We start from the raw sequence: 21,391 nt of genomic DNA on the forward strand, positions 1-21,391 counted from the left end.
CAGGCTACAATGCCCCCATCCATTCCCACGCCCCGTGCGCCGGAGCTTTGCTTTCATGCCGGACAACATCTTGCCCTCTCAAGCCATGCGCCCGGAACCCATCCAGATGAACACTTTCCGTTTCCGTCGCCATGCGCGCGCCCTGGGCGTGGCCGCGTGCCTGGCGTTTGCATCGCTGGCCCACGCCGCCCCGGCAACGGTCGCGCAGGACGATGACGAAGTCATCGAAGTGCCTGCGCCGTCAGCCGGCGCCAAGGCCCCACGCACGCCGCTGCCGAACGTCGCGTTGACCCCGGACATCCTGTACCGCGTGCTGGCTGCCGAAATCTCGATGCAGCGCGGGCTGGTGGGACCAGCCTACCGCACGTACATGGACCTGGCACGCGAAACGCGCGATCCGCGCCTGGCGCAACGGGCCACGGAAATCGCCTTCAATGCGCGCGTCGCGCAGCAGGCACTCGACGGGGCGCGGCTCTGGGCCGACCTGGCACCGAAGTCGCCCGCGGCGCGACAGGTCCTGTCCACGCTGCTGGTGCTCAACGGCCGCTGGGAAGACGCCGAACCGCTGCTGGTGCAGCAACTGGCGGCCGCCCCGGCCAACCATCGCGGCGAAGCGATCCTGTTGATGCAGCAGCAGATGGCCCGCACCAGCGATCCGGCTGGCGCAGTGGGCGTGCTCCAGCGCATCACGGCCAACGACGCGAGGCTGGCCGAAACGCACCTGGCGCTGGCGCGTGCGCGGGAGGCCGCCGGCGACAATGCCGGCGCGCTGGCCGAACTGGACCAGGCGCTGCGCATCAAGCCCGACCTGGAGCCCGCCGCACTGATGGCGGCCGAACTGCAGGCCGAGTCGGCCACCGACAAGTCGATCGAGGTGCTCAAGCGGTTCCTGGCCAAGTCGCCGTCGTCGGTCAATGGTCACATCACGCTGGCGCGGCTGTATCTGCAGAAGAACGACATGGAAGCCGCGCGCGCCGAATTCGAGGTGCTGCGCAATGTGGCCCCGAACGACCCGCGCGTGCCGCTGGCGCTGGGCCTGACCAGCCTGCAGGCCCGCAACTACGACGACGCCGAACGCTATCTGAAGGAATACCTGCAGATGGCCGAAAAGTCGCCGGCCGCCAGCCCCGACATCGCGTACCAGTACCTGGCCCAGATCGCCGAGGAAAAGAAGGACTACCCGGCGGCCATCGGATGGCTCGACAGGATCGAGGACGGCCGCCTGGCCACCGCGGCGCAGGCCAAGCGCGGCCAGCTGATGGCGCGCATGGGCAAGCTCGACGACGCCCAGGCCGTGTTCGGCGACCTGCTGGCCGATGCCGAGGATATTTCCGATCCGGTGCAGCGCGCCCAGCGCATGACCGCGATCCGCCAGGCCGAAGTGGGCGCACTGCTCGAAGCCAAGGCCTACGATCGCGCGCGCAAGGTGCTGAACGAACGCGTGAAGGTCGAGCCCGAGAATGCCGACTGGCTCTATGAGCTGGCCATGCTAGACGAACGCGAAAAGCGTTACGACAGCATGGAAAAGGGACTGCGCAAGGTCATCGCACTGCAGCCCGAGCAGAAACAGGGCTACAACGCGCTTGGCTATTCGCTGGCCGATCGCAACGAGCGCCTGCCCGAAGCGCGCAAGCTGCTTGAACGCGCATCGGAACTGGGGCCCGACGATCCGTACATCATGGACAGCCTGGCGTGGGTAAAGTATCGCCAGGGGGAACTGCAGCCCGCCGCCGACCTGCTGAAGACCGCCTACAGCAAGGCGCCCGAAGCCGAGATCGGCGCGCACCTGGGTGAAGTGCTCTGGCAACTGGGCCAGCACGAGGAAGCGCGCAAGACGTGGACCGAGGCGGCCAAGGTGGAGCCCGAGAACCCCACGCTGGTCGACACGCTGCGCCGCTACAACCAGAGCGTATCGCTGTCGAAGTAGCCCGCATTTGGTATCTTGTCTGGCTGCCCGGGCCCCGCGCCCGGGCGCTGCTTTCTGGCGATCCATCCGGTGCCGGGCCATCGCCCCGGCCACCGCGTTGTGTCGCCAGCGAACATCGAACGCCGTCCAACTCCCGACATCTTGCCCATGCTCCGATCCCGACGCCTGGCCCTGCTCTGCGTGGCCGCCCCGCTTTGGCTTGCCGCGTGCAGCACCATCACGCCATCCCGCAGTTTCGACGCCAGCGAGACCGCGCGCAGCGAGCACTACACCGGGCGCTTCGCCGCCAACTACACGCGCTACGGCCGCAGCGAGGGCGTGCAAGGCAGCTTTCGTTGGCAGGAACAGGGCCGCAACGTGCGGCTCGACCTGATCTCGCCGCTGGGTCAGACGCTGGCCGTGGTGACCAGCACCCCGTCCGGCGCCACGCTCGACCTGCCCAACGAAAAACCGCGCAATGCCCCCGAGGTGGACAGCCTGATGGAGCAGGCGCTGGGCTTCTCGCTGCCGGTGTCCGGCATGCGCGACTGGCTGCATGCGCGGCCCGCGCCCGGCGCGCCCTCCAGCGTCACGCGCGACGCCAGCGGACGGCCCGACACGCTAAAGCAAAGCGGCTGGACGGTGCGCTACGTGACCTGGCAGGACGCGCCAGAAGGCACCCCTGCCCCTCCCGCCCAGCCGCGCCGCATCGACATGGCGCGCGACGGCAACGAAGCGCCGCTGTCCGTGCGGCTGGTGATCGATCCCAAATCCGAACAATGACGCAAGCCATGACCGCAGGCACCGCCCTGCCACCCGCCGAACTGCGCAACTGCCCCGCGCCGGCCAAGCTCAACCTGTTCCTGCATGTGACGGGCCGCCGCCCTGACGGCTACCACACGCTGCAAACGGTGTTCCAGCTGATCGACTGGTCGGACACCCTGCACTTCCACCGCCGCGACGACGGCGTGATCGCGCGGGTCACGGATATCCCCGGCGTGCCCGCCGATACGGACCTGGTGGTGCGCGCGGCACGCGCGCTGCAGCAGGCCTGCGGCACGCGCTACGGCGCGGACATCGCCATCGACAAGATCCTGCCGATGGGTGGCGGCATCGGTGGCGGATCGTCCGACGCGGCCACCACGCTGCTGGCGCTGAACCATCTCTGGGGCGCGGGCGTGCCGCGCGAAGAACTGATGCGCATCGGTCTTGCGCTGGGCGCCGACGTGCCCGTCTTCGTGTTCGGCCAGAACGCCTTCGCCGAAGGCGTGGGCGAGGAACTGACGCCCGTGGAACTGCCCGAGAGCTGGTTCGTGGTTATCCATCCGCGCCAGCATGTACCGACTGCTGCAATTTTTTCGGATGAACGCTTGACAAGGGATTCCCCTATCTCTATAGTTGCGGACTTCGCTGCTTGCACAAACAAATTCGCTTTCGGTCGCAACGACTTGCAAGCGATAGCAACAGCGAAGTTCGGCGAAGTTGCCCGAGCCCTTGAATGGTTGAGACAATATAGTCCGCATGCAAGGATGACCGGTTCCGGAGCCTGCGTATTTGCCCGTTTCGAAGACGAGCAGGATGCGCGGAAGGTGATGGAAAGGTTGCCGTCCGATTGGGATGGCAGGTGTGTGAAAAGTTTGTCTCACCACCCGCTCGCAACGTTCGCATAGCAGGTTTTCGTTTGGCGAAGTACTGAAGTAAAGTTCGGTTCGGCGACAGACGTTAAAGGTTGTGTAGGGGAGTCGCCAAGTTGGTCAAGGCACCGGATTTTGATTCCGGCATTCGAAGGTTCGAATCCTTCTTCCCCTGCCATTACTTCCTATAGTGTCCAAACGGACATGCAGATATCGCTACCGGCGCTGGCCGGTGGCGCAAAGCTCCCCCAGCAGCAAGACAGGTGCCCCGAATGAGCGTCGAAGGCTTGATGGTATTTACCGGCAATGCCAACCCTAAACTCGCGGAGGCTGTCGTACAGCACCTCGGCATTCCGCTGGGCAAAGCTCTGGTCGGCCGTTTCTCCGACGGTGAAGTCCAGGTAGAAATCCAGGAAAACGTTCGCGGCAAGCACGTCATCGTGCTGCAGTCCACCTGCGCGCCGACCAACGACAACCTGATGGAACTGATGGTGATGGTCGATGCGCTCAAGCGCGCCTCGGCACGCAGCATCACCGCCGCCATGCCTTACTTTGGCTATGCGCGCCAGGATCGCCGTCCGCGTTCCGCCCGCGTGGCCATCTCGGCCAAGATCGTGGCCAACATGCTAGAAGTCGCCGGTGTGGAGCGCGTCCTGACGATGGACCTGCACGCCGACCAGATCCAGGGCTTCTTCGATATCCCCGTCGACAACATCTACGCTTCGCCGGTCCTGCTGGGCGACCTGCGCGAGAAGAACTACGGCGACCTGCTGGTGGTTTCGCCGGACGTCGGCGGCGTGGTGCGTGCCCGTGCGCTGGCCAAGCAGCTCGACTGCGACCTGGCCATCATCGACAAGCGTCGTCCCAAGGCCAATGTGTCCGAGGTGATGAACATCATCGGTGAAGTGGCCGGCCGCAACTGCGTGATCATGGACGACATGATCGATACCGGCGGCACGCTGTGCAAGGCTGCCCAGGTGCTGAAGGAACGTGGAGCGCTGAAGGTGTTTGCCTACTGTACGCACCCGGTGCTGTCGGGCGGTGCCGCCGCCCGCATCGCGGCTTCGGAACTGGACGAAGTGGTGGTCTGCGACACGATTCCGCTGTCCGACGAGGCCCGCCAGTCCGGCAAGATCCGCCAGGTTTCGACCGCCCCGCTGCTGGCCGAGACCTTCACCCGGATCGTCAAGGGTGACTCGATCATGTCGCTGTTTGCCGACCACTGATCGGCAAGCAAGCGCAGGACGGGCAAAAGCCTGCTAGAATTTTGGGTTTACCGCATTGGCCACCTCAGGGTGGCCAATGTGATTCATGCGGTACGGTTTGAGTGTCGTATCGTCAGTCGAGGCTGTCTGGTCGCGGACAGCCTTCTTCACATCTGGAGTTGAACATGAAAGTAGTAGCTTTCGAGCGTAGCGTACAGGGAACGGGTGCGAGCCGCCGCCTGCGCAATTCGGGCAAGACCCCCGGCATCATCTACGGCGGCGCCGCCGAGCCGAAGATGATCGAACTGGATCACAACGCCCTGTGGCACGCCCTGAAGAAGGAAGCGTTCCACTCGTCGATCCTGGACCTGGAAGTGGCTGGCAAGGCTGAAAAGGCGCTGCTGCGCGCATTCCAGATGCACCCGTTCAAGCCGCTGGTGCTGCACGTTGACTTCCAGCGCGTGTCGGCCACGGAAAAGATCCACGTGAAGGTGCCCCTGCACTTCATGAACCAGGAAACTGCGCCTGGCGTGAAGCTGGGCCACGGCATCGTGAACCACATCCTGAACGACCTGGAAGTGTCGTGCCTGCCGGCCGACCTGCCCGAGTTCATCGAAGTGGACCTGGCCGCAGCCGAACTGAACCAGACCATCCACCTGTCGGACCTGAAGCTGCCGAAGGGCGTGACCGCCATCACCCACGGTGACGACAACCCGGCCGTGGCCAGCATCTCGCTGCCGGCTGGCGCCCAGTCGTCGGAAGCCGCTGAAGGCGAAGGCGAAACGCCGGCTGCCTAAGCTGCCCGCGCTTCACGAAAAGACCGCCGGTTCGCCGGCGGTTTTTTTTCGTACGCGGTTTTCGCGTATCCTTTCACGCCTGCTTTTTCGCTTTTTTCAGCCCATGATCAAGCTCATCGTCGGCCTCGGCAATCCCGGGGCGGAATACGAGGCCACCCGCCACAACGCCGGTTTCTGGCTGGTCGACCAGCTCGCCCGCGTGGGCAGCACCACGCTGCGCGTGGAAGGCCGCTTCCACGGCCTGGCCGGCCGCGCACGGCTATGGGACCAGGACATCTGGCTGCTCAAGCCGTCCACGTTCATGAACCGCTCGGGCCTGTCCGTGGTGTCGCTGGCGCGCTTCTACAAGATCCTGCCCGACGAGATCCTGGTGGCGCACGACGAGATGGACCTGCCGGCCGGCTCGGTCAAGCTCAAGCGCGGCGGCGGTTCGGGCGGCCATAACGGCCTGAAGGACATCTCCGCCCATCTGACCACGCAGGACTACTGGCGCCTCCGCCTTGGGGTGGGCCATCCCCGCAACACACCGGGCGGCTCCGCCGGCGGGCGCGAGGACGTGGTCAATTATGTGCTGAAGCCGCCACGCAAGGAAGAACAGCAGGCGATCGACGAAGCGATCGACCGCTGCATGGGCCCGCTCGGCGTCCTGGCGCGCGGCGAGAGCGAGCGCGCGATGATGGAACTGCACACGAACCGCTAGACCGGCGCGCGGCAAGGCGCCATGAAAAAACCCCGCCGACCTTGCGGTCGTGCGGGGTTTTTCGTTTCTGCCTGTCTGCTTTGTGGGGCCGGAACGAAGGGGCCGGATGTGTCTCCGGCTTCAGGCCACATGCTTGGCCGCTGTCAGCAGCCGGTAGCGTTGCATCAGCACCTCGTGCGTCTCGATGCGGTTCGGATCCTTCGGAATGCAGGCCACAGGACAGACCTGCTGGCATTGCGGTTCGTCGAAGTGGCCGACGCACTCGGTGCACTTGTTGGGGTCGATCTCATAGATCTCGGGCCCCATCGAGATGGCTTCGTTCGGGCACTCGGGTTCACAAACGTCGCAATTGATGCAGTCGTCGGTGATCAGTAGCGCCATGATGGTTCCTTCCAGCGATCCCACCCGCACCCGGACTGGCCACGTCGGCGGAATCGAAGCCCGTATTTTATTCCGGTTTGCCGATCTTCTCCTGAAGCCAGCGTTCCACGGAGGGGAAGACAAACTTGCTGACATCACCGCCGAGCACGGCGATCTCGCGCACGAACGTGCCGGAGATGAACTGGTACTGGTCGGACGGCGTCAGGAACATCGTCTCGACATCGGGCAGCAGGTAGCGGTTCATGCCGGCCATCTGGAATTCGTATTCGAAATCCGACACCGCGCGCAGGCCCCTGACGATCACGCGCGCATTGTTCTTGCGCACGAAATCCTTGAGCAGGCCCGAAAAGCCTTCGACCCTGACATTCGGATAGTGGCCCAGCACCTCGCGGGCAATGCCGATGCGCTCTTCGAGCGAGAAGAACGGGCGCTTGTTGGGGCTGTGCGCCACGCCGACCACGAGTTCGTCGAAGATATTCGACGCACGACGGACGAGATCCTCGTGTCCCCGGGTCATGGGATCAAAAGTACCGGGATAGACGGCGACGACCATGTTTCCTCCTTTGGGGCTGCCCGTTGCCGGCCCGCGATGCCGGGGCCGCTCTCGAATACTGCCTGCGTGACGGGCGTTGGACAAACAACAGCGGCGTAGTGTAACCCCAAACGCAGCTTTTGGAAGTCCGCCCGGCCGGCTTTTTGCCGCATTGCAGCAGCCCGCAAACGCTTGCCCGGCGCGGCAACCCGCCAGGCAGTCGTCATATGACCAGCATCCTCTGACGATGCGGGTTTACTGGTCCGCCCCGTTGCCGGTTCGGTGCTGCAGCAAGTGAAAATGCACGGCGCCGGCGCGCGCCTGGCGAATGATTTCCAGCGCGGCCGGCACGGGCGCATCGGCGCCGATCAGTGCCTTGTCCGACTCGACATAGACCACGCCGCCCGGCCGGGTCAGGCGCGCCGCGTGCTCCAGAGCGGGTCCGATCCAGTCCTCGGCAAACGGGGGGTCCAGGAACACCACGTCGAAACCGCTGGCCGGCATCTGTGCGGCCGCGGCGAATGCATCGGCCTGGACGATCCGCACCTGCGAGGCGTCGAGCTTGTACTGGTTGTCGCGCAGTTGCTTGGCCACGCGCGGATTGGCTTCGACCATCGTCACCGCGGCCGCGCCGCGCGAGGCGGCTTCGAATCCCAGCGCGCCCGAGCCCGCGAACAGGTCCAGGCACACCAGGCCGGCCAGGTCCTGGCCGAGCCAGTTGAACAGCGTTTCCCGCACGCGGTCGGGCGTTGGGCGCAGGCCTTCGGCTTCCAGCACGGGCAGCAGCGATCGTTTCCAGCGGCCACCGATGATGCGCACCTGGGCCGGTGCCTGGCGGGACAGAGAAGTTCGCCCGCGCGGTGCGGGCGAAGGTCGGGATTGCGGATTCATGCCGTGATTGTAGAGCCTGCCACGCCCCGGCACAGGGCCACGGCGTGTCCTGCCCAACGATCCGGCCCGAAGATCACTTTTCCGGGCCGCCGACGATGACCGTCGCCATGGCATCGGGATGCACGTGGCGCTGGAAGGCGGCACGCACCTGGTCGCGCGTCACCTTGTTGATCTGCGCGGTCCACGTATCCAGATAGTCGAGGGGCAGCCCGTACCAGCCGATATTGGCCACGTTGGTCAGCAGCTTGCGGTTGCTGTCGATGCGCAGCGGGAAGCCATTGACCAGGTTGTCCTTGGCGGCCTTCAGTTCGGCATCGGTCGGGCCCTGCGCCACATACTGGGCCAGAATCTGACGCACCAGCCCCAGCGCCTCGTCGGTGTTTTCCTTCTTGGTCTGCAGCGTGATGCTGAACGGCCCCGGCTGCTTGGACGGCGCGAAGAAGCTGTCCACGCCGTAGGTGAGCCCACGCTTCTCGCGCACCTGATCGGTCAGACGCGAGCTGAAACCGCCGCCGCCCAGCACGTAGTTGCCCACCAGCAGGGCAAAGTAATCGGGGTCGCCACGCGCGATGGCTGGCGCGCCGATGGCCACGCTGGCCTGCTGCGCCGGGTGCGGAATGCGCTTCTCGCTGGCCGGAATCGACATCTGCACGTCGGGCAGCTTCGGTGCCCCGGTGCCCTCGGGCAGGCCGCGCGTCATGTCCTCGGCAATCTGCTCGGCCTGCTTGCGGTCGATGGCACCGATCAGGGTCACCACCGCGCGCCTGGCCGTGTAATTGTCACGCCAGAACTTCAGCAGGTCATCGCGCGTAATGGACCCCACCGATTCCGGCGTGGCCGAAACGCCATACGGATGGCTCGGGTAGATCGCTTTCGACAGCGTCTTGTCGGCAATCACGCCGGGGCGCGTGTCCCCCTCGCGGATGGCGGTAATCAGGCGCTGCTTCTCGCGCGCCACGACGGCATCGGGATAGGCCGGGGCCTTGATCAGCTGCCCCGCCAGCCGTAGTGACTGCTCACGTTCCGGCGACGCTGTCAGCGTACGCAAGCCGATGCCGCCCCGGTCGCCGCCGGCGGCGCCGCCAAAATCGGCGCCGGTATCGGCAAAGGCGTCGGCAATCTGCGCCTCGTTGCGGGCGGGCTGGCCATCCTGCGCGTTGGCGCCCTTGTCGAGCAGCGCCGCGGTCAGCGTGGCCAGGCCGGACTTGCCGGGCGGGTCATAGCGGCTGCCGGCGTCGAAATCGATATTGACGTCGAGCATCGGAATCGACGGGCTCGGCACGAAAAACACCTTGGCGCCGGTGGATGCCGTCCAGCTTTCGATCGGAATGGCGGCATGGGCCACCGCGCCGGCAAGCAGCGCGGCCGCCCCGCATGCGGCGGCAGCCAGGCGGCGCAGCAGACGTGGGGATGCAATGGTCATGGCGGACAGGGACATTGTTTCTCCTTGGACTCTGTCCTCAGTGGCGCAGCCCTTGGGGCGCGGCGGTCTTGGGCTTGTTCGGGTCGATCGGCTGCGGCAGCAGCGTGGCCACGGTCAGGTTGTCGTCGCTGAAATACTTCGCGGCCACTGCCTGCACCTGGGCCGGCGTGACTTCCTTGACCTTGTCGAGCATGCGGTCGATCTGGCGCCACGAGATGTTCGAAATCTCGGCCACGCCGATTTCCATGCCCTGCCCGAACACCGAATCGCGCTTGTAGATCTGTCCGGCCACCACCTGCGCCTTGACGCGCTTGAGCTCTTCCTCGGACACCCCGTTCTTTGCGATGCGCTGCAGTTCCTCGCGCAGCGCCTTCTCGATTTCCTCGGTGGTGTGGCCGCTGGCCGGCGTGCCGTCGAGCACGAACAGCGATTCGTTGCGGTTGATGCTGTCGTAGCCGACGTTCACGTCGTCGGCCAGCCGCTGCTGGCGCACCAGTTCGCGCGTCAGGCGGGCGTTGTCATAGCCGTTCAGCACGGCCGACAGCACCTCCAGCGCATACGGATCGACGTCCTTTTCCACGTCATGCAGGCGCGGCACCTTGTAGGCCAGCACGATGTACGGGTTCTCCGCCGGCGCCTTGACCCAGATCCGCTTGATGCCCTGCTGGGACGCCTCCAGCTGTGTCTTGCGCAGCGGCAGCGGGCGCGCCTTGAGCTTGCCGTAGTAGCGTTCGGCCATCGCGCGCACCTCGTCGGCCTTCACGTCGCCGGTCACCACCAGCAGCGCGTTGTTCGGCACGTACCAGGTCTTGTACCAGTCCTGCACGTCTTCCACGCGCATGTTGACCAGGTCATCCATCCAGCCGATCACCGGGTGCCGGTACGGCATGGCCGTGTAGACGGTGGCCAGCAGCTGCTCGTAGACCTTGCCGCGCGGGGAGTCGTCGGTCCGCAGGCGACGTTCTTCCATCACCACCTTCATCTCGCGGTCGAACTCTTCCTTCTTGATGATGAGGTTGGCCATGCGGTCGGCCTCCAGCTCCATCATCTTTGGCAGGTACTGCTTGGCGATCTGCTGGTAGTAGAGCGTGAAATCGCGGTTGGTCAGCGCATTCTCGCGGCCGCCCAGCAAGGCGATCTGGCGCGAGAACTCGCCGATCGGCACCTTGGGCGTGCCCTTGAACATCATGTGTTCCAGCATGTGCGCCACGCCGGTGGTGCCGCTGACTTCGTCGCTGCCGCCGGCCCGGTAATAGATCTGGTGCGCCACCGTGGGCGCGCGATGGTCTTCCTTGACGATCACGCGCATGCCGTTGGACAGCCGGAATTCCGTGGTGCCGGCCTCGGACTGGCCAATCTGGCCGGCCGTGGCCATGCCCGAAGGCGGCCCCTGCGGCGTGGTTGCCCGAGCGGTCTCCCCCTTGGCCTGCGCCCAGGCGGTGCCCGCCAGCGGGGCGGCAAGCGAGGCGACGATCAGGGTGGAAAGAAGGCGCCGCGAGAATCGGGCGGTGCCGGTGGACGGCGATGCAACGCGGGCGGCGCCCGCCTGGGACAAGTCAGCGCAATGGTTCATGCGACCCCGTCTGCTAGAATTTTGGCGATTGATTCTACCGGGGTATTGACCCCTTTCCCAATGTTTAGTTTCTGGAAGAAGCGCAAGGCCGAGCCGGCTCCCGCGCCCGTCGAGCCGCCGGCGGCTGCGCCTTCGCCCGCACCCTCGCCCGCGCCGGCACCCTCGCCGGCCCCTGCGCCCGCACCGCTTCCCGCCCCCACTCCTGCGCCCGCTCCTGCGCCCGCTCCTGTGCCGGCGCCTGTTCCGGTGCCGGTTCCTGTGCCGGTTCCGGTCCCCGTGCCGATGCCCGCGCCCGCCCCGGCGCCTGCACCCGCCCCGGTGCCCGTACCGGTGCCTGTGCCCGTGCCGGCCCAGGTGCCGCCGCCCCCGCCCGCCCCGGTTGCCTACGCGCCGCCCGTGGTCGAGGAATTGGAACTGGTGCCGCCGCCCGCGCAGAGCGCCGAGGCCAAGCGTGGATGGATGTCACGCCTGAAAGCCGGCCTGTCGAAGACCAGCCGCAACATCGGCGTGCTGTTCGTCGGCGTGAAGGTCGACGAAGCCCTTTTCGAGGAACTGGAAACCGCGCTGCTGATGTCGGATGCCGGCGTGGAAGCCACCGAGTACCTGCTGGGCGAACTGCGCCGCCGCGTGAAGAGCGATCGCATCGAGACCGCCGAAGGCGTGAAGGCCGCGCTGAAGGATCTGCTGGTGCAGCTGCTCAAGCCGCTGGAAAAGACCATGGAGCTGGGCCGCGAGCAGCCGCTGGTAATGATGATTGCCGGCGTGAATGGCGCGGGCAAGACCACGAGCATCGGCAAGCTCTGCAAGCACTTCCAGAGCTACCACCAGTCGGTGCTGCTGGCCGCCGGCGACACCTTCCGCGCCGCCGCGCGCGAACAGCTGACCATCTGGGGCGAGCGCAACAACGTGACCGTAGTGGCCCAGGAAAGCGGCGATCCGGCCGCCGTGATCTTCGATGCCGTGAACGCCGCCCGCGCCCGCAAGATCGACATCGTGATGGCCGACACCGCCGGCCGCCTGCCCACGCAGCTGCACCTGATGGAAGAACTCAAGAAGGTCAAGCGCGTGATCGGCAAGGCCATGCCCACGGCCCCCCACGAATGCTTGCTGGTGATCGACGCCAACACGGGCCAGAACGCCCTGGCACAAACCCGCGCCTTCGACGACGCGCTGGGCCTGACCGGCCTGATCGTGACCAAGCTCGACGGCACGGCCAAGGGCGGCATCCTGGCCGCCATCGCCCGCCAGCGCCCGGTGCCGGTGTACTTCATCGGCGTGGGCGAGAAAGTGGAAGACCTGCAGCCGTTCAAGGCCGAGGAGTTTGCGGAAGCGCTGCTGGGGTGATACCCAGCCGGCGTTCCGGCCCTGCAAAGGCGAAGCCCCGCTGACGCGGGGCTTTGCCTTTTGCAGATGACGCCTTGTCCTAACAGTGGACTTGCCGCGATACGCTAATCTCCGTCCTCACGAACGACTTCATGGTGCTGGAGGCCGCAGACAAGTAGTGAGATCCAGAGCGCTACCAGCGGTCCCGAATGCGCGGTTGCCAAAGCCAATTTCCATTCGTGCTGGAATCCCAGAACGGATATCGCCAGATTGGCGACGTACATCCCCATCGCTGCAAACGCCACAGCGGCATAACGATCCTCGCGCAGGGATCGAATCAACACATATCGCGGCGCGAGAAATACGAAGGCTACGCCTGTGTAAACGCCGAAGGCGGCTGTGAATGTGTCGCCAGTCATTTCTCTAGATCTCGGCTCGCACGTCGCTCTGCCGCGCAGAATATCAATGACAACACAATGGACATGAATGAACCCATGGTCGCCGTATCAAATGCCGACAGCCGCGGATGAGGAAAATACAGTGCGCAGACGACAACGTTCACGACGTATAGCCCCAGCGTCATCACGGCAACAAATACAAATCTGCGCTTGGCAAAGGCCTTGATTAACACGTATCGCGGAATCAGGCCGAAAAAGACGACAGACGTGTACGCCAGAAATAATCCGGAAATCGTTTCAGATTCCATACCGTATCTGCAGGGCCCGCCGAATCGGGATAAATTGCTGCCCGATCTGGATGTAGATCGGGCCGGTCGCCACGGCACCGCTTGACTGTTGGTGCTGCAGCTCCGCACGAATAGTCGAGCTGCTGCCGCACTACGCTGTCATCACGTAGCTTTGTCCATGGTTTGACCGTCAGTGCCGTGTGCGCGCCGAGATGGCGCACATGGACTTCAGCCGCCGACACCTCTCCAGTACTGGCAAGACTCCCTAGTAAAACCCACATCGCACGGCTCCACATAATGCAAACGAGAATCGTTATCATGTAAGTGTGCGAAGCTTAGCCAAACCGACATCGAAAGTCCCGCTTTTGTCGCAAATTGGTACAGCTGCACCAATGCCGCGAATGAAAAAGCCCGGCATCAATGCCGGGCTCTTCGGACAAGCAAATCGGACTATTCCGAACTGGCGAAACGCCTACTCGCTATCCGGCTGCACCCCCGGTGCCGCCTTCTGGAACGCTTCCAGTTCCATGCAGTTGGCGTGGATCTTCGCGATGGTCGGGAACGGGGTCAGGTCCACGTTGAATCGCTGCGAGTTGAACACCTGCGGCACCAGGCACAGGTCCACCAGCGTCGGCGTATCGCCAAATGCGTAGCGGCCCACGTGGCCCAGCTGCTGCAGGTTGATCTCCAGCGAGGCGAAGCCCTGCTCGATCCAGTGCCGGTACCAGCCGTCCTTGGCCTCCTCCGACACCTTCAGTTCATGCTTCAGGTACTTCAGCACGCGCAGGTTGTTCAGCGGATGGATCTCGCAGGCGATTTCCTGGGCCAGGCCGCGCACCACGGCGCGCTCGAACGGGTCTTTCGGCAGCAGTGGCGGCTCGGGGTGGGTCTCGTCGAGGTATTCGATGATGGCCATCGACTGGATCAGCGGACGGCCGTCGACCACCAGCGTCGGCACCACGCCGTCGGCGTTCAGCGCGCGGTACTCGGGCTTGAGCTGCATGCCGCCGTCCTTGAGCAGGTGCACGCCCTTGTAGTCGTAGGGCAGCCCCTTCAGGTTCAAGGCGATGCGTACGCGAAACGAGGCCGAGCTGCGGAAGTAGCTGTGGAGCGCAAGCATGGCCTCAGACCACCTTGACGGTCAGGTCGCCCACGCCGGCCACGTGGCACTGCATGACGTCACCTTTGACCACCGGGCCCACGCCTTCGGGCGTGCCGCTGTAGATCAGGTCGCCCGGCTGCAGCTCGAACAGTTTCGACAGGTAAGACACCATTTCGGGCACCGACCAGATCAGGTCCGACAAGTCGCCGCGCTGCTTTTCCACGCCGTTCACGGCCAGCGTCACGGCGCCCTTTTCCGGGTGGCCGATGGCGGACACCGGCACGATCGGGCCGATCGGTGCCGACTTGTCGAACGCCTTGCCGGTTTCCCAGGGGCGGCCGGTCTTCTTCGACTCGTTCTGCAGGTCGCGGCGCGTCATGTCCAGGCCGATGGCGTAGCCGTAGACGTGGCTCGCGGCCTGTTCCACGGGGATGTCCTTGCCGCCCTTGCCGATGGCCACGACCAGTTCCACCTCGTAGTGGCAGTTGCCGGTGCCCGGCGGGTACGGGAACGTGCCCTCGGTGTTGTCGGCCACGTAGCTGACCGCGTCGGACGGCTTGCAGAAGAAGAACGGCGGTTCGCGGTCGGGATCCGAGCCCATTTCACGTGCATGCGCGGCATAATTGCGGCCCACGCAATAGACCCGGCGCACGGGGAAGCCTGCGCTGCTGCCACGGACCGGCACCCCGACGGGGGCCTGCGGGGCGAATACGAACTCGGTCATCCAAACTCTCCTGCTTTCTCTTTTTTGATGGGACGCCGCGCCGGTGCATTCGGCGTGCCCGGGTTTCGATGCGGAAATCGGGGGCGCGGCAGGGCCAAAGCATACACCCGGCGTACGGTGGCATACAGTGCAGGCAGCCCCGGCGCGAATCTTGCATATTGCAGTGCAACCCAGCGACCGTCATGAACCGCCGCACCTCGCCCCCACCTGCCAGTCCACCGCCGGCCGCAGGCTCCCGCACCCTGAGCATCCTGCTGGTGCGCGACCCGCACGACGCCGATCCGCTCAATGTGGAGACAATCCGCGCCGGATTGGCGCAGGCCGGCTTCACGACGGTGCAGACCGTGGACGCCGACCTGCGGCTGCCCGACGTGATCGCGGCCACGCTGCCCGACCTGGTCATCATCGCGTCCGAATCGGCCGCCCGCGACACCATCGAGCATGTCTGCGTGTCCACCCAGCACGCCCCGCGCCCGATCGTGCTGTTCACCGACAACGACGATTCCCAGCGCATCAAGGCCGCGCTGTCGGCCGGCATCACCGCCTATATCGTCGACGGCCTGCGCGCCGAGCGCGTCAAGACCGTGCTGGACGTGGCCTATGCGCGGTTCGAGCTCGACCAGCAACTGCGCGCCGAGCTGGACGCCACCAGACTCAAGCTGGCCGAGCGCAAGACCGTGGAGCGCGCCAAGGGCCTGCTGATGGAGTCGCGCGGCATCACCGAGGACGAGGCGTACAAGCGGCTGCGGTCGATGGCGATGGAGCGCGGCATCAAGCTCGTGGAAGCCGCCCAGCGCGTGATCGACGTGATGGGCTGAGGCCTGTCCATCCCCCGCCGACCTTCCGCCATCCCTTCCGCCATCCCTGCCTCCCGCGTCCCTCCCCAACACCAGCCCGGTGCATGCGCGGGCGCGGCGCTGCACCAGTTCCGCCTCCCGCCGCTTTCCCGCCCCATTTCCCGCACGGTTTGGCGCCGACTTTCCGCTCCCCGAGGCCCGCGCGGCAGGCCCCGGCATGCACCGTCCCCACGCGTGGCGCCTCGGCCTGGTGAAAAGCGCCGCCGGACGCACGGTTTTGTGCACCGCAACGGGCATGGCATGACGCTTGCGTAGTGGCTGGCAAGGCCAACGACGGCCGGCATCACCCTGTAGTGCCCGGTATCAACCACAACATGCATGCACGCGCGCCAACGACGGCACGCGCGGCATCGGACAACGGCGTCCTGCACCGCACCCCCCGGCTTCTGTCGAAACCTGGGGCTGCGGTCGGGACGCCTTTTTTCTTCTCGGAGCCATCGCAATGCCCTCTCGCCTCAAGATTGCCAAGCCCAACGTCGCCGACAACGCGGCCGCCGACCGCGCTCCGGCCAGCCACGGCCGCCGCCGCGCGCTGGCCACCCTTGCCGGCGCCAGCGTGATGACGCTGGTCGATCCGCTGGTGCGCAGCGGTGCCTGGGCAGCCGGCTCCGATGCGCCCGAGAAGGCCGAAGTCAGGATCGGCTTCATCCCGCTGACCGACTGCGCCTCGGTGGTCATGGCGTCGACGCTGGGCCTGGACAAGAAGTACGGCATCAAGATCACGCCGAGCAAGGAGGCGTCGTGGGCAGCCGTGCGCGACAAGCTGGTCAACGGCGAGCTCGATGCCGCGCACGTGCTCTACGGCCTGGTCTACGGCGTGCAGCTCGGCATCGGCGGCCCGCGGAAGGACATGGCGGTGCTGATGAACCTGAACCACAACGGCCAGGCCATCACGCTGTCGCAGAAGCTGGCGGAAAAGGGTGTCAAGGATGGTGCCAGCCTGAAGGCGCTGATGACCCGCGACAAGCGCGAGTACGTGTTCGCGCAGACCTTCCCCACCGGCACGCATGCGATGTGGCTCTATTACTGGCTGGCCGCCAACGGCATCAATCCGATGCAGGACGCCAAGGCCATCACCGTGCCGCCGCCGCAGATGGTAGCCAACATGCGCGTGGGCAACATGGACGGCTTCTGCGTGGGCGAACCGTGGGGCGCGCGGGCCATCGCCGACAAGATCGGCTTCACGGCCGAAACCACCCAGGCCATCTGGAAGGATCATCCCGAGAAGGTGCTCGGCACCACATCGGATTTCGTCCAGAAAAATCCGAACACGGCCCGCGCGATGGTGGCGGCCGTCCTCGAAGCATCGAAGTTCATCGACGCATCGGCCTCGAACCGCCGCAAGACCGCGGAGACCATCGCGGCCAAGTCCTATGTCAACACCGACATGGACATCATCCTGGACCGCATGCTGGGCCGCTACAGCAACGGCCTGGGCAAGACCTGGGACGACCCCGATTCGATGAAGTTCTATCAGGACGGGCTGGCCAACTACCCGTTCCTGTCGGACGGCATGTGGTTCCTGACGCAGCAGAAGCGCTGGGGCCTGCTGAAGGACCACCCCGACTACCTGGCCGTGGCCCGGCAGGTGAACCGCATCGACGTGTTCAAGCAGGCCGCCGCCGCTGCGCAGGTGCCGCTGCCCAAGAGCGATTTCCGGACCGCGAAGCTGATCGACGGCGTGACCTGGGACGCCGCCAAGGACCCGAAGGCCTACGCCGACGGCTTCAAGATCAAAGCCGGCGCCCTCTGACCCCGCACGCGTTGTTCGCGACCTGATCGCCCTCTGGAAAGGAGCCTGCCGTGAATGCCCTCGCCCCTGCCGTTACCCCCACTCCTGCGCAAGGAGCCGCCATGGATGCCGATGTCCTCGATACGGAAGCCAAGGAACAGACGCGCCGCCGCGCCCAGGAGCTTGCCATCCAGGCGAAGCAGGCCGCGCGGCGCGAAGCCGTAGCCGGCTTCGTGCTCAAGTGCGTGCCGCCGCTGGCCGGCTTCGTGCTGTTCCTGCTGGTCTGGCACGGCATCGCCACGCTGATCCCGGCCTTGCCCACGCCCGGTGCCACGTGGAATGCCGCCGTGCCGCTGTTTGCCGATCCGTTCTATCGCGACGGCCCGAACGACCAGGGCATCGGCTGGAACGTGCTGGCGTCGCTGGCACGCGTGGCGGCCGGCTTTGGCCTGGCGGCGGTGATCGGCATTCCGGCCGGCTTCCTGCTGGGGCGTTTCGCCTTCCTGAACGCGATGGCGGCACCGGTCATCAGCCTGCTGCGGCCCGTGTCGCCGCTGGCCTGGCTGCCCATCGGCCTGCTGCTGTTCAAGGCCGCCAACCCGGCCGCCATCTGGGCCATCTTCATCTGCTCGATCTGGCCGATGATCATCAACACGGCGGTCGGCGTGACCCGCGTGCCGCAGGACTACCTGAACGTGGCGCGCGTGCTGGACCTGTCCGAATGGAAGATCTTCCGCAGCGTGCTGTTCCCGGCCGTGCTGCCGTACATGCTGACCGGCGTGCGGCTGTCCATCGGCACCGCGTGGCTGGTGATCGTGGCCGCCGAGATGCTGACCGGCGGCACCGGCATCGGCTTCTGGCTGTGGGACGAGTGGAACAACCTGAAGGTCGAGCACATCGTCATCGCCATCTTCATCATCGGCGTGGTGGGCCTGGTGCTGGAGCACCTGCTGCTGGCCCTGGCGCGCCGCTTCAGCTACGGCAACACCTGATCGGAGCCCCGTCATGGAAAAATTCGTCAGCATCGAACACGTCGGCCAGACGTTCAAGACGCGCAAGGGCCCGTTCGTGGCATTGCGCGACATCAACCTGTCGGTTGCCGAAGGCGAGTTCATTACGCTGATCGGGCATTCGGGCTGCGGCAAGTCCACGCTGCTGAACCTGATCGCCGGGCTGACCACGCCCACCGCCGGCGCGCTGATCTGCGCCGGGCGCGAGATCGCCGGGCCCGGGCCGGAGCGCGCGGTGGTCTTCCAGAACCATTCGCTGCTGCCGTGGCTGACGTGCTTCGAAAACGTCCACCTGGGCGTGGAGCGCGTGTTCGGCGCCACGGAGAGCAAGGCGCAGCTGAAGGCCCGCACGCACGACACGCTGGCGCTGGTGGGCCTGACCCACGCAGAAGGCAAGTATCCGCACGAGATCTCGGGCGGCATGAAGCAGCGCGTGGGCATCGCCCGGGCGTTGGCGATGCAGCCCAAGGTGCTGCTGATGGACGAGCCGTTCGGCGCGCTCGATGCGCTGACCCGCGCCCACCTGCAGGACGAACTGATCAAGATCGTGGCGCGTACGAAGAGCACCGTCGTCATGGTCACGCACGATGTGGACGAAGCCGTGCTGCTGGCCGACCGCATCGTCATGATGACCAACGGCCCGGCGGCCACCATCGGCGAGATCGTCGGCGTCGATATCCCGCGCCCGCGCGACCGCGTGGCGCTGGCCGACGACAAGACCTACCACGCCTGCCGCACGGCCGTGCTGGACTTCCTGTACCGCAAGCAGCGCAACCCGGCGCTGCAGGAAGCCGCCTGAGGCCCTGCGGGACCCATTGCCGGCGGCAATCGTGGGCTATCATGAACCCCACCCCCACGATTCCGGCAGTCATCATGACCACAGCAGCAGATTCGCCATTTTTGGCGGCAAAGTACATCAAGGAAATCGGCCGCGGCGTCAACGGCGCCCGCGCGCTGCCGCGCGAGGATGTCCAGGCGCTGTTCGACGCCATGCTGGCAGGCCGCGTTTCCGATATCGAAATGGGCGCGGTGCTGATGGCGTACCGCATCAAGGGCGAGGCCCCGCATGAACTGGCCGGCATGCTCGAAGCCGCGCACCAGCATTGCCAGCCGCTGGCGGCGCCGCCCGACAAGCCCGTGGTGGTGATCCCCAGCTACAACGGCGCGCGCAAGCAGCCCAACCTGGTGCCGCTGCTGGCGATACTGCTGGCGCGCGATGGCGTGCCGACGCTGGTGCATGGCGTGCGCGCGTTCCACGGCCGCGTGACCAGCATGGCCCTGTTCGACGCGCTGGGCGTGCCGCTGTGCGCCACCACCCAGGCCGCGCAGGACCAGCTGCGTGCGGCATCGAACCCGCTGGCCGTGCTGCCGATCGACGTGCTGTCGCCCGCGCTGTCGGCCCTGCTCGACAAGCGCGCCATCATCGGCCTGCGCAATTCGTCGCACACGATCGTCAAGATGCTGCAGCCGGTAGGCGCCCATACGCCGGCCGAAGCCCTGCGCCTGTACAGCTACACCCACCCCGAATATCGCGAAACACTGACCGACTATTTCTCGCACGAGCCGGCCAATGTGCTGCTGGGCCGGGGCACCGAGGGCGAGGTGGTGGCCGATGCCCGCCGCAGCACGCGCATCGACTGGCTGCACGACGGGCACCAGCGCACGATGGTGGACCCGGTGGGCGGTTCCATCGCCGAAGTGCCGGCGCTGCCCGCCGGCACCGACGTGGCCGACACGGCGGCCTGGATCCGCAAGGTGCTCGATGGCGCCGAGCCGGTGCCCGCCCCCATCGCCACCCAGATCGCCACGATCAAGGATTGCCTGCGGCAGGCGACGCGCGTGGCCTGGGCCAGCCCGGTCTGATCGCTCGATCCGCCGCCCAGCCCGGCCAGCGCGCCCAGTGCGCCCAGCGCGCTGAACGGCTGCCGGCGCGCGTCGGCCGCGCTGCGGCCTAACGCCGCACCGGCAGCGGGATGCGCTCGGTTTCGCCGGGCACGTGCGGGAACTGGTCGTCCTGCCAACGCTGGCTCGCTTCCTCGATGGCCTCCTTGCTGCTGGCCACGAAGTTCCAGAAGATAAAGCGGCGGCCGTCGGTCGGGTCGCCGCCCAGCAGCATCACGCGCGACGGGATAGTCGCCGTGATCGTCACCGGCTCGCCCGGCGTCAACACCACCAGATGCTCGGCGGGCAGCGTCTCGCCATCCATTTCCAGGTTGCCGTCCACCGGATACACGCCGCGCTGCACATGTTCCGCCGGAATCACCAGGCTGGCGCCGGCATCCATCTCGATGGCCACATAGAGCGTGCGGCTGTACACCCGCACCGGCGATTCGGCGCCGAAGGCATCGCCGGCAATCACCGTCATCCGCACGCCGGGCAGTTCCAGCTTGGGCAGCGTGGCGCCTGGATGGTGGTGAAACGACGGCGGATCGTTCTCATGGGCCAGCGGCAGTGCCACCCAGGTCTGGATGCCATGCAGGCGCGGGCCTGCCTCGCGGGCCGCATCCGGCGAACGTTCCGAATGGACGATGCCGGTGCCGGCCGTCATCCAGTTCACGTCGCCCGGCCGGATTACCTGTTCGCTGCCCAGGCTGTCCCGGTGCATGATCTCGCCCTCGAAAAGGTACGTCACCGTGGCCAGACCGATATGCGGATGCGGACGCACATCCATGCCCTGCCCCGGCGCCATCTCCACGGGGCCCATGTGGTCGAAGAAAATAAACGGCCCGACGGTCTGGGTCGTGGCGGCGGGCAGCAGGCGGCGGACGGTGAACTCGCCGATATCCCGCACATGCGGCTTCAGCAAGTGTTCGATAGCAGACATGGAAACGTCTCCAAGGAATGGTGCAATGCGGCTGGAAAACAACTTCAGTGTAGCGAATCCCGCAATTCACCATCCCGAATTTGCATTGAATT

The 21,391-nt window shown here is 65.9% G+C and carries 22 protein-coding genes and 1 tRNA gene; 13 read left to right on the forward strand and 10 right to left on the reverse strand.

Translation table 11 applies throughout. From position 1 onward, the window contains the following. Positions 1 to 106: 106 nt before the first annotated feature. From AC24R4_RS15000 to pth, 7 genes are all read left to right on the forward strand, one after another. The gene (locus AC24R4_RS15000; RefSeq protein WP_400391340.1) at positions 107 to 1,927 is read left to right on the forward strand and encodes a tetratricopeptide repeat protein; all 1,821 of its coding nucleotides are present in this window, start codon (positions 107 to 109) and stop codon (positions 1,925 to 1,927) included. A gap of 147 nt (positions 1,928 to 2,074) precedes the next feature. After that, on the forward strand, positions 2,075 to 2,689 hold the full coding sequence (gene lolB, locus AC24R4_RS15005) for a lipoprotein insertase outer membrane protein LolB (RefSeq protein WP_400391343.1): 615 nt from the start codon (positions 2,075 to 2,077) through the stop codon (positions 2,687 to 2,689). A gap of 8 nt (positions 2,690 to 2,697) precedes the next feature. After that, on the forward strand, positions 2,698 to 3,576 hold the full coding sequence (gene ispE / locus AC24R4_RS15010; RefSeq protein WP_400391346.1) for a 4-(cytidine 5'-diphospho)-2-C-methyl-D-erythritol kinase: 879 nt from the start codon (positions 2,698 to 2,700) through the stop codon (positions 3,574 to 3,576). A gap of 65 nt (positions 3,577 to 3,641) precedes the next feature. Then, positions 3,642 to 3,718 (forward strand) — tRNA-Gln (locus AC24R4_RS15015). A gap of 94 nt (positions 3,719 to 3,812) precedes the next feature. Next, positions 3,813 to 4,766, forward strand: a complete 954-nt coding sequence (locus AC24R4_RS15020) for a ribose-phosphate pyrophosphokinase (RefSeq protein WP_153948997.1) — start codon at positions 3,813 to 3,815, stop codon at positions 4,764 to 4,766. A 164-nt stretch (positions 4,767 to 4,930) separates the two neighbouring features. Then, a complete protein-coding gene (locus AC24R4_RS15025; RefSeq protein ID WP_153948998.1) occupies positions 4,931 to 5,542 on the forward strand; it encodes a 50S ribosomal protein L25/general stress protein Ctc in 612 nt (203 codons plus the stop codon). A gap of 103 nt (positions 5,543 to 5,645) precedes the next feature. Further along, positions 5,646 to 6,242: an aminoacyl-tRNA hydrolase gene (pth, locus tag AC24R4_RS15030; protein ID WP_153948999.1), complete on the forward strand. Its 597-nt coding sequence runs from the start codon at positions 5,646 to 5,648 to the stop codon at positions 6,240 to 6,242. Positions 6,243 to 6,362: 120 nt separating this feature from the next. Here pth and AC24R4_RS15035 read toward each other — a convergent pair whose 3' ends face one another. The 5 genes from AC24R4_RS15035 to AC24R4_RS15055 form a co-directional block, all read right to left on the reverse strand. Next, a complete protein-coding gene (locus tag AC24R4_RS15035) occupies positions 6,363 to 6,623 on the reverse strand; it encodes a YfhL family 4Fe-4S dicluster ferredoxin (RefSeq protein WP_153949000.1) in 261 nt (86 codons plus the stop codon). A gap of 67 nt (positions 6,624 to 6,690) precedes the next feature. Beyond that, on the reverse strand, positions 6,691 to 7,176 hold the full coding sequence (coaD, locus tag AC24R4_RS15040) for a pantetheine-phosphate adenylyltransferase (protein ID WP_066739714.1): 486 nt from the start codon (positions 7,174 to 7,176) through the stop codon (positions 6,691 to 6,693). A gap of 234 nt (positions 7,177 to 7,410) precedes the next feature. Further along, on the reverse strand, positions 7,411 to 8,046 hold the full coding sequence (gene rsmD / locus AC24R4_RS15045; RefSeq protein ID WP_400391351.1) for a 16S rRNA (guanine(966)-N(2))-methyltransferase RsmD: 636 nt from the start codon (positions 8,044 to 8,046) through the stop codon (positions 7,411 to 7,413). A gap of 73 nt (positions 8,047 to 8,119) precedes the next feature. After that, positions 8,120 to 9,484, reverse strand: a complete 1,365-nt coding sequence (locus AC24R4_RS15050; RefSeq protein ID WP_400391354.1) for a M16 family metallopeptidase — start codon at positions 9,482 to 9,484, stop codon at positions 8,120 to 8,122. Between the two features lie 22 nt (positions 9,485 to 9,506). Then, positions 9,507 to 11,042, reverse strand: a complete 1,536-nt coding sequence (locus AC24R4_RS15055) for a M16 family metallopeptidase (RefSeq protein WP_400391357.1) — start codon at positions 11,040 to 11,042, stop codon at positions 9,507 to 9,509. A gap of 60 nt (positions 11,043 to 11,102) precedes the next feature. Between AC24R4_RS15055 and ftsY the strand changes: the two genes are divergently transcribed. Beyond that, positions 11,103 to 12,386, forward strand: coding sequence for a signal recognition particle-docking protein FtsY (gene ftsY / locus AC24R4_RS15060; RefSeq protein WP_400391360.1), 1,284 nt, complete (start codon positions 11,103 to 11,105; stop codon positions 12,384 to 12,386). A 104-nt stretch (positions 12,387 to 12,490) separates the two neighbouring features. Here ftsY and AC24R4_RS15065 read toward each other — a convergent pair whose 3' ends face one another. The 4 genes from AC24R4_RS15065 to AC24R4_RS15080 all read right to left on the reverse strand — a co-directional run bounded on the left by AC24R4_RS15065 (position 12,491) and on the right by AC24R4_RS15080 (position 14,876). Continuing rightward, on the reverse strand, positions 12,491 to 12,784 hold the full coding sequence (locus AC24R4_RS15065; protein WP_487523313.1) for a hypothetical protein: 294 nt from the start codon (positions 12,782 to 12,784) through the stop codon (positions 12,491 to 12,493). After that, positions 12,781 to 13,071 (reverse strand): hypothetical protein, encoded by a 291-nt coding sequence (locus AC24R4_RS15070; protein ID WP_487523314.1) that lies wholly within the window; start codon positions 13,069 to 13,071, stop codon positions 12,781 to 12,783. Before AC24R4_RS15070 ends, AC24R4_RS15065 begins: the two co-directional genes overlap by 4 nt. 451 nt (positions 13,072 to 13,522) lie before the next feature. Then, on the reverse strand, positions 13,523 to 14,170 hold the full coding sequence (maiA, locus tag AC24R4_RS15075; RefSeq protein WP_487523315.1) for a maleylacetoacetate isomerase: 648 nt from the start codon (positions 14,168 to 14,170) through the stop codon (positions 13,523 to 13,525). A 4-nt stretch (positions 14,171 to 14,174) separates the two neighbouring features. Then, entirely contained in the window at positions 14,175 to 14,876 is a 702-nt protein-coding gene (locus AC24R4_RS15080; protein ID WP_400396569.1) for a fumarylacetoacetate hydrolase family protein, read from the reverse strand. Between the two features lie 182 nt (positions 14,877 to 15,058). Between AC24R4_RS15080 and AC24R4_RS15085 the strand changes: the two genes are divergently transcribed. The 5 genes from AC24R4_RS15085 to ybiB all read left to right on the forward strand — a co-directional run bounded on the left by AC24R4_RS15085 (position 15,059) and on the right by ybiB (position 20,338). Continuing rightward, on the forward strand, positions 15,059 to 15,694 hold the full coding sequence (locus AC24R4_RS15085) for an ANTAR domain-containing response regulator (protein WP_400396566.1): 636 nt from the start codon (positions 15,059 to 15,061) through the stop codon (positions 15,692 to 15,694). A gap of 481 nt (positions 15,695 to 16,175) precedes the next feature. Continuing rightward, a complete protein-coding gene (locus AC24R4_RS15090) occupies positions 16,176 to 17,486 on the forward strand; it encodes a CmpA/NrtA family ABC transporter substrate-binding protein (RefSeq protein WP_400392120.1) in 1,311 nt (436 codons plus the stop codon). Positions 17,487 to 17,587: 101 nt separating this feature from the next. Continuing rightward, positions 17,588 to 18,457, forward strand: coding sequence for a nitrate ABC transporter permease (ntrB, locus tag AC24R4_RS15095; protein WP_400392117.1), 870 nt, complete (start codon positions 17,588 to 17,590; stop codon positions 18,455 to 18,457). Between the two features lie 13 nt (positions 18,458 to 18,470). Then, complete coding sequence (locus tag AC24R4_RS15100) at positions 18,471 to 19,274, forward strand: ABC transporter ATP-binding protein (RefSeq protein WP_400392114.1); 804 nt, start codon at positions 18,471 to 18,473, stop codon at positions 19,272 to 19,274. Positions 19,275 to 19,348: 74 nt separating this feature from the next. Then, positions 19,349 to 20,338 (forward strand): DNA-binding protein YbiB, encoded by a 990-nt coding sequence (ybiB, locus tag AC24R4_RS15105; RefSeq protein WP_400392112.1) that lies wholly within the window; start codon positions 19,349 to 19,351, stop codon positions 20,336 to 20,338. A gap of 88 nt (positions 20,339 to 20,426) precedes the next feature. On the opposite strand, the gene AC24R4_RS15110 is transcribed toward ybiB, so the two are convergent. Continuing rightward, the gene (locus tag AC24R4_RS15110) at positions 20,427 to 21,299 is read right to left on the reverse strand and encodes a pirin family protein (protein WP_400392109.1); all 873 of its coding nucleotides are present in this window, start codon (positions 21,297 to 21,299) and stop codon (positions 20,427 to 20,429) included. Positions 21,300 to 21,391 lie beyond the last annotated feature (92 nt).

This window comes from Cupriavidus sp. CER-90, assembly GCF_057652055.1.

Bases quoted from the DNA above. Each gene is read 5' to 3' on its own strand.
- AC24R4_RS15000 (WP_400391340.1), top strand. From the start codon at position 107: ATGAACACTTTCCGTTTCCGTCGCCATGCGCGCGCCCTGGGCGTGGCC.
- lolB (WP_400391343.1), top strand. From the start codon at position 2,075: ATGCTCCGATCCCGACGCCTGGCCCTGCTCTGCGTGGCCGCCCCGCTT.
- ispE (WP_400391346.1), top strand. From the start codon at position 2,698: ATGACCGCAGGCACCGCCCTGCCACCCGCCGAACTGCGCAACTGCCCC.
- AC24R4_RS15020 (WP_153948997.1), top strand. From the start codon at position 3,813: ATGAGCGTCGAAGGCTTGATGGTATTTACCGGCAATGCCAACCCTAAA.
- AC24R4_RS15025 (WP_153948998.1), top strand. From the start codon at position 4,931: ATGAAAGTAGTAGCTTTCGAGCGTAGCGTACAGGGAACGGGTGCGAGC.
- pth (WP_153948999.1), top strand. From the start codon at position 5,646: ATGATCAAGCTCATCGTCGGCCTCGGCAATCCCGGGGCGGAATACGAG.
- AC24R4_RS15035 (WP_153949000.1), bottom strand. From the start codon at position 6,623: ATGGCGCTACTGATCACCGACGACTGCATCAATTGCGACGTTTGTGAA.
- coaD (WP_066739714.1), bottom strand. From the start codon at position 7,176: ATGGTCGTCGCCGTCTATCCCGGTACTTTTGATCCCATGACCCGGGGA.
- rsmD (WP_400391351.1), bottom strand. From the start codon at position 8,046: ATGAATCCGCAATCCCGACCTTCGCCCGCACCGCGCGGGCGAACTTCT.
- AC24R4_RS15050 (WP_400391354.1), bottom strand. From the start codon at position 9,484: ATGTCCCTGTCCGCCATGACCATTGCATCCCCACGTCTGCTGCGCCGC.
- AC24R4_RS15055 (WP_400391357.1), bottom strand. From the start codon at position 11,042: ATGAACCATTGCGCTGACTTGTCCCAGGCGGGCGCCGCCCGCGTTGCA.
- ftsY (WP_400391360.1), top strand. From the start codon at position 11,103: ATGTTTAGTTTCTGGAAGAAGCGCAAGGCCGAGCCGGCTCCCGCGCCC.
- AC24R4_RS15065 (WP_487523313.1), bottom strand. From the start codon at position 12,784: ATGACTGGCGACACATTCACAGCCGCCTTCGGCGTTTACACAGGCGTA.
- AC24R4_RS15070 (WP_487523314.1), bottom strand. From the start codon at position 13,071: ATGGAATCTGAAACGATTTCCGGATTATTTCTGGCGTACACGTCTGTC.
- maiA (WP_487523315.1), bottom strand. From the start codon at position 14,170: ATGCTTGCGCTCCACAGCTACTTCCGCAGCTCGGCCTCGTTTCGCGTA.
- AC24R4_RS15080 (WP_400396569.1), bottom strand. From the start codon at position 14,876: ATGACCGAGTTCGTATTCGCCCCGCAGGCCCCCGTCGGGGTGCCGGTC.
- AC24R4_RS15085 (WP_400396566.1), top strand. From the start codon at position 15,059: ATGAACCGCCGCACCTCGCCCCCACCTGCCAGTCCACCGCCGGCCGCA.
- AC24R4_RS15090 (WP_400392120.1), top strand. From the start codon at position 16,176: ATGCCCTCTCGCCTCAAGATTGCCAAGCCCAACGTCGCCGACAACGCG.
- ntrB (WP_400392117.1), top strand. From the start codon at position 17,588: ATGGATGCCGATGTCCTCGATACGGAAGCCAAGGAACAGACGCGCCGC.
- AC24R4_RS15100 (WP_400392114.1), top strand. From the start codon at position 18,471: ATGGAAAAATTCGTCAGCATCGAACACGTCGGCCAGACGTTCAAGACG.
- ybiB (WP_400392112.1), top strand. From the start codon at position 19,349: ATGACCACAGCAGCAGATTCGCCATTTTTGGCGGCAAAGTACATCAAG.
- AC24R4_RS15110 (WP_400392109.1), bottom strand. From the start codon at position 21,299: ATGTCTGCTATCGAACACTTGCTGAAGCCGCATGTGCGGGATATCGGC.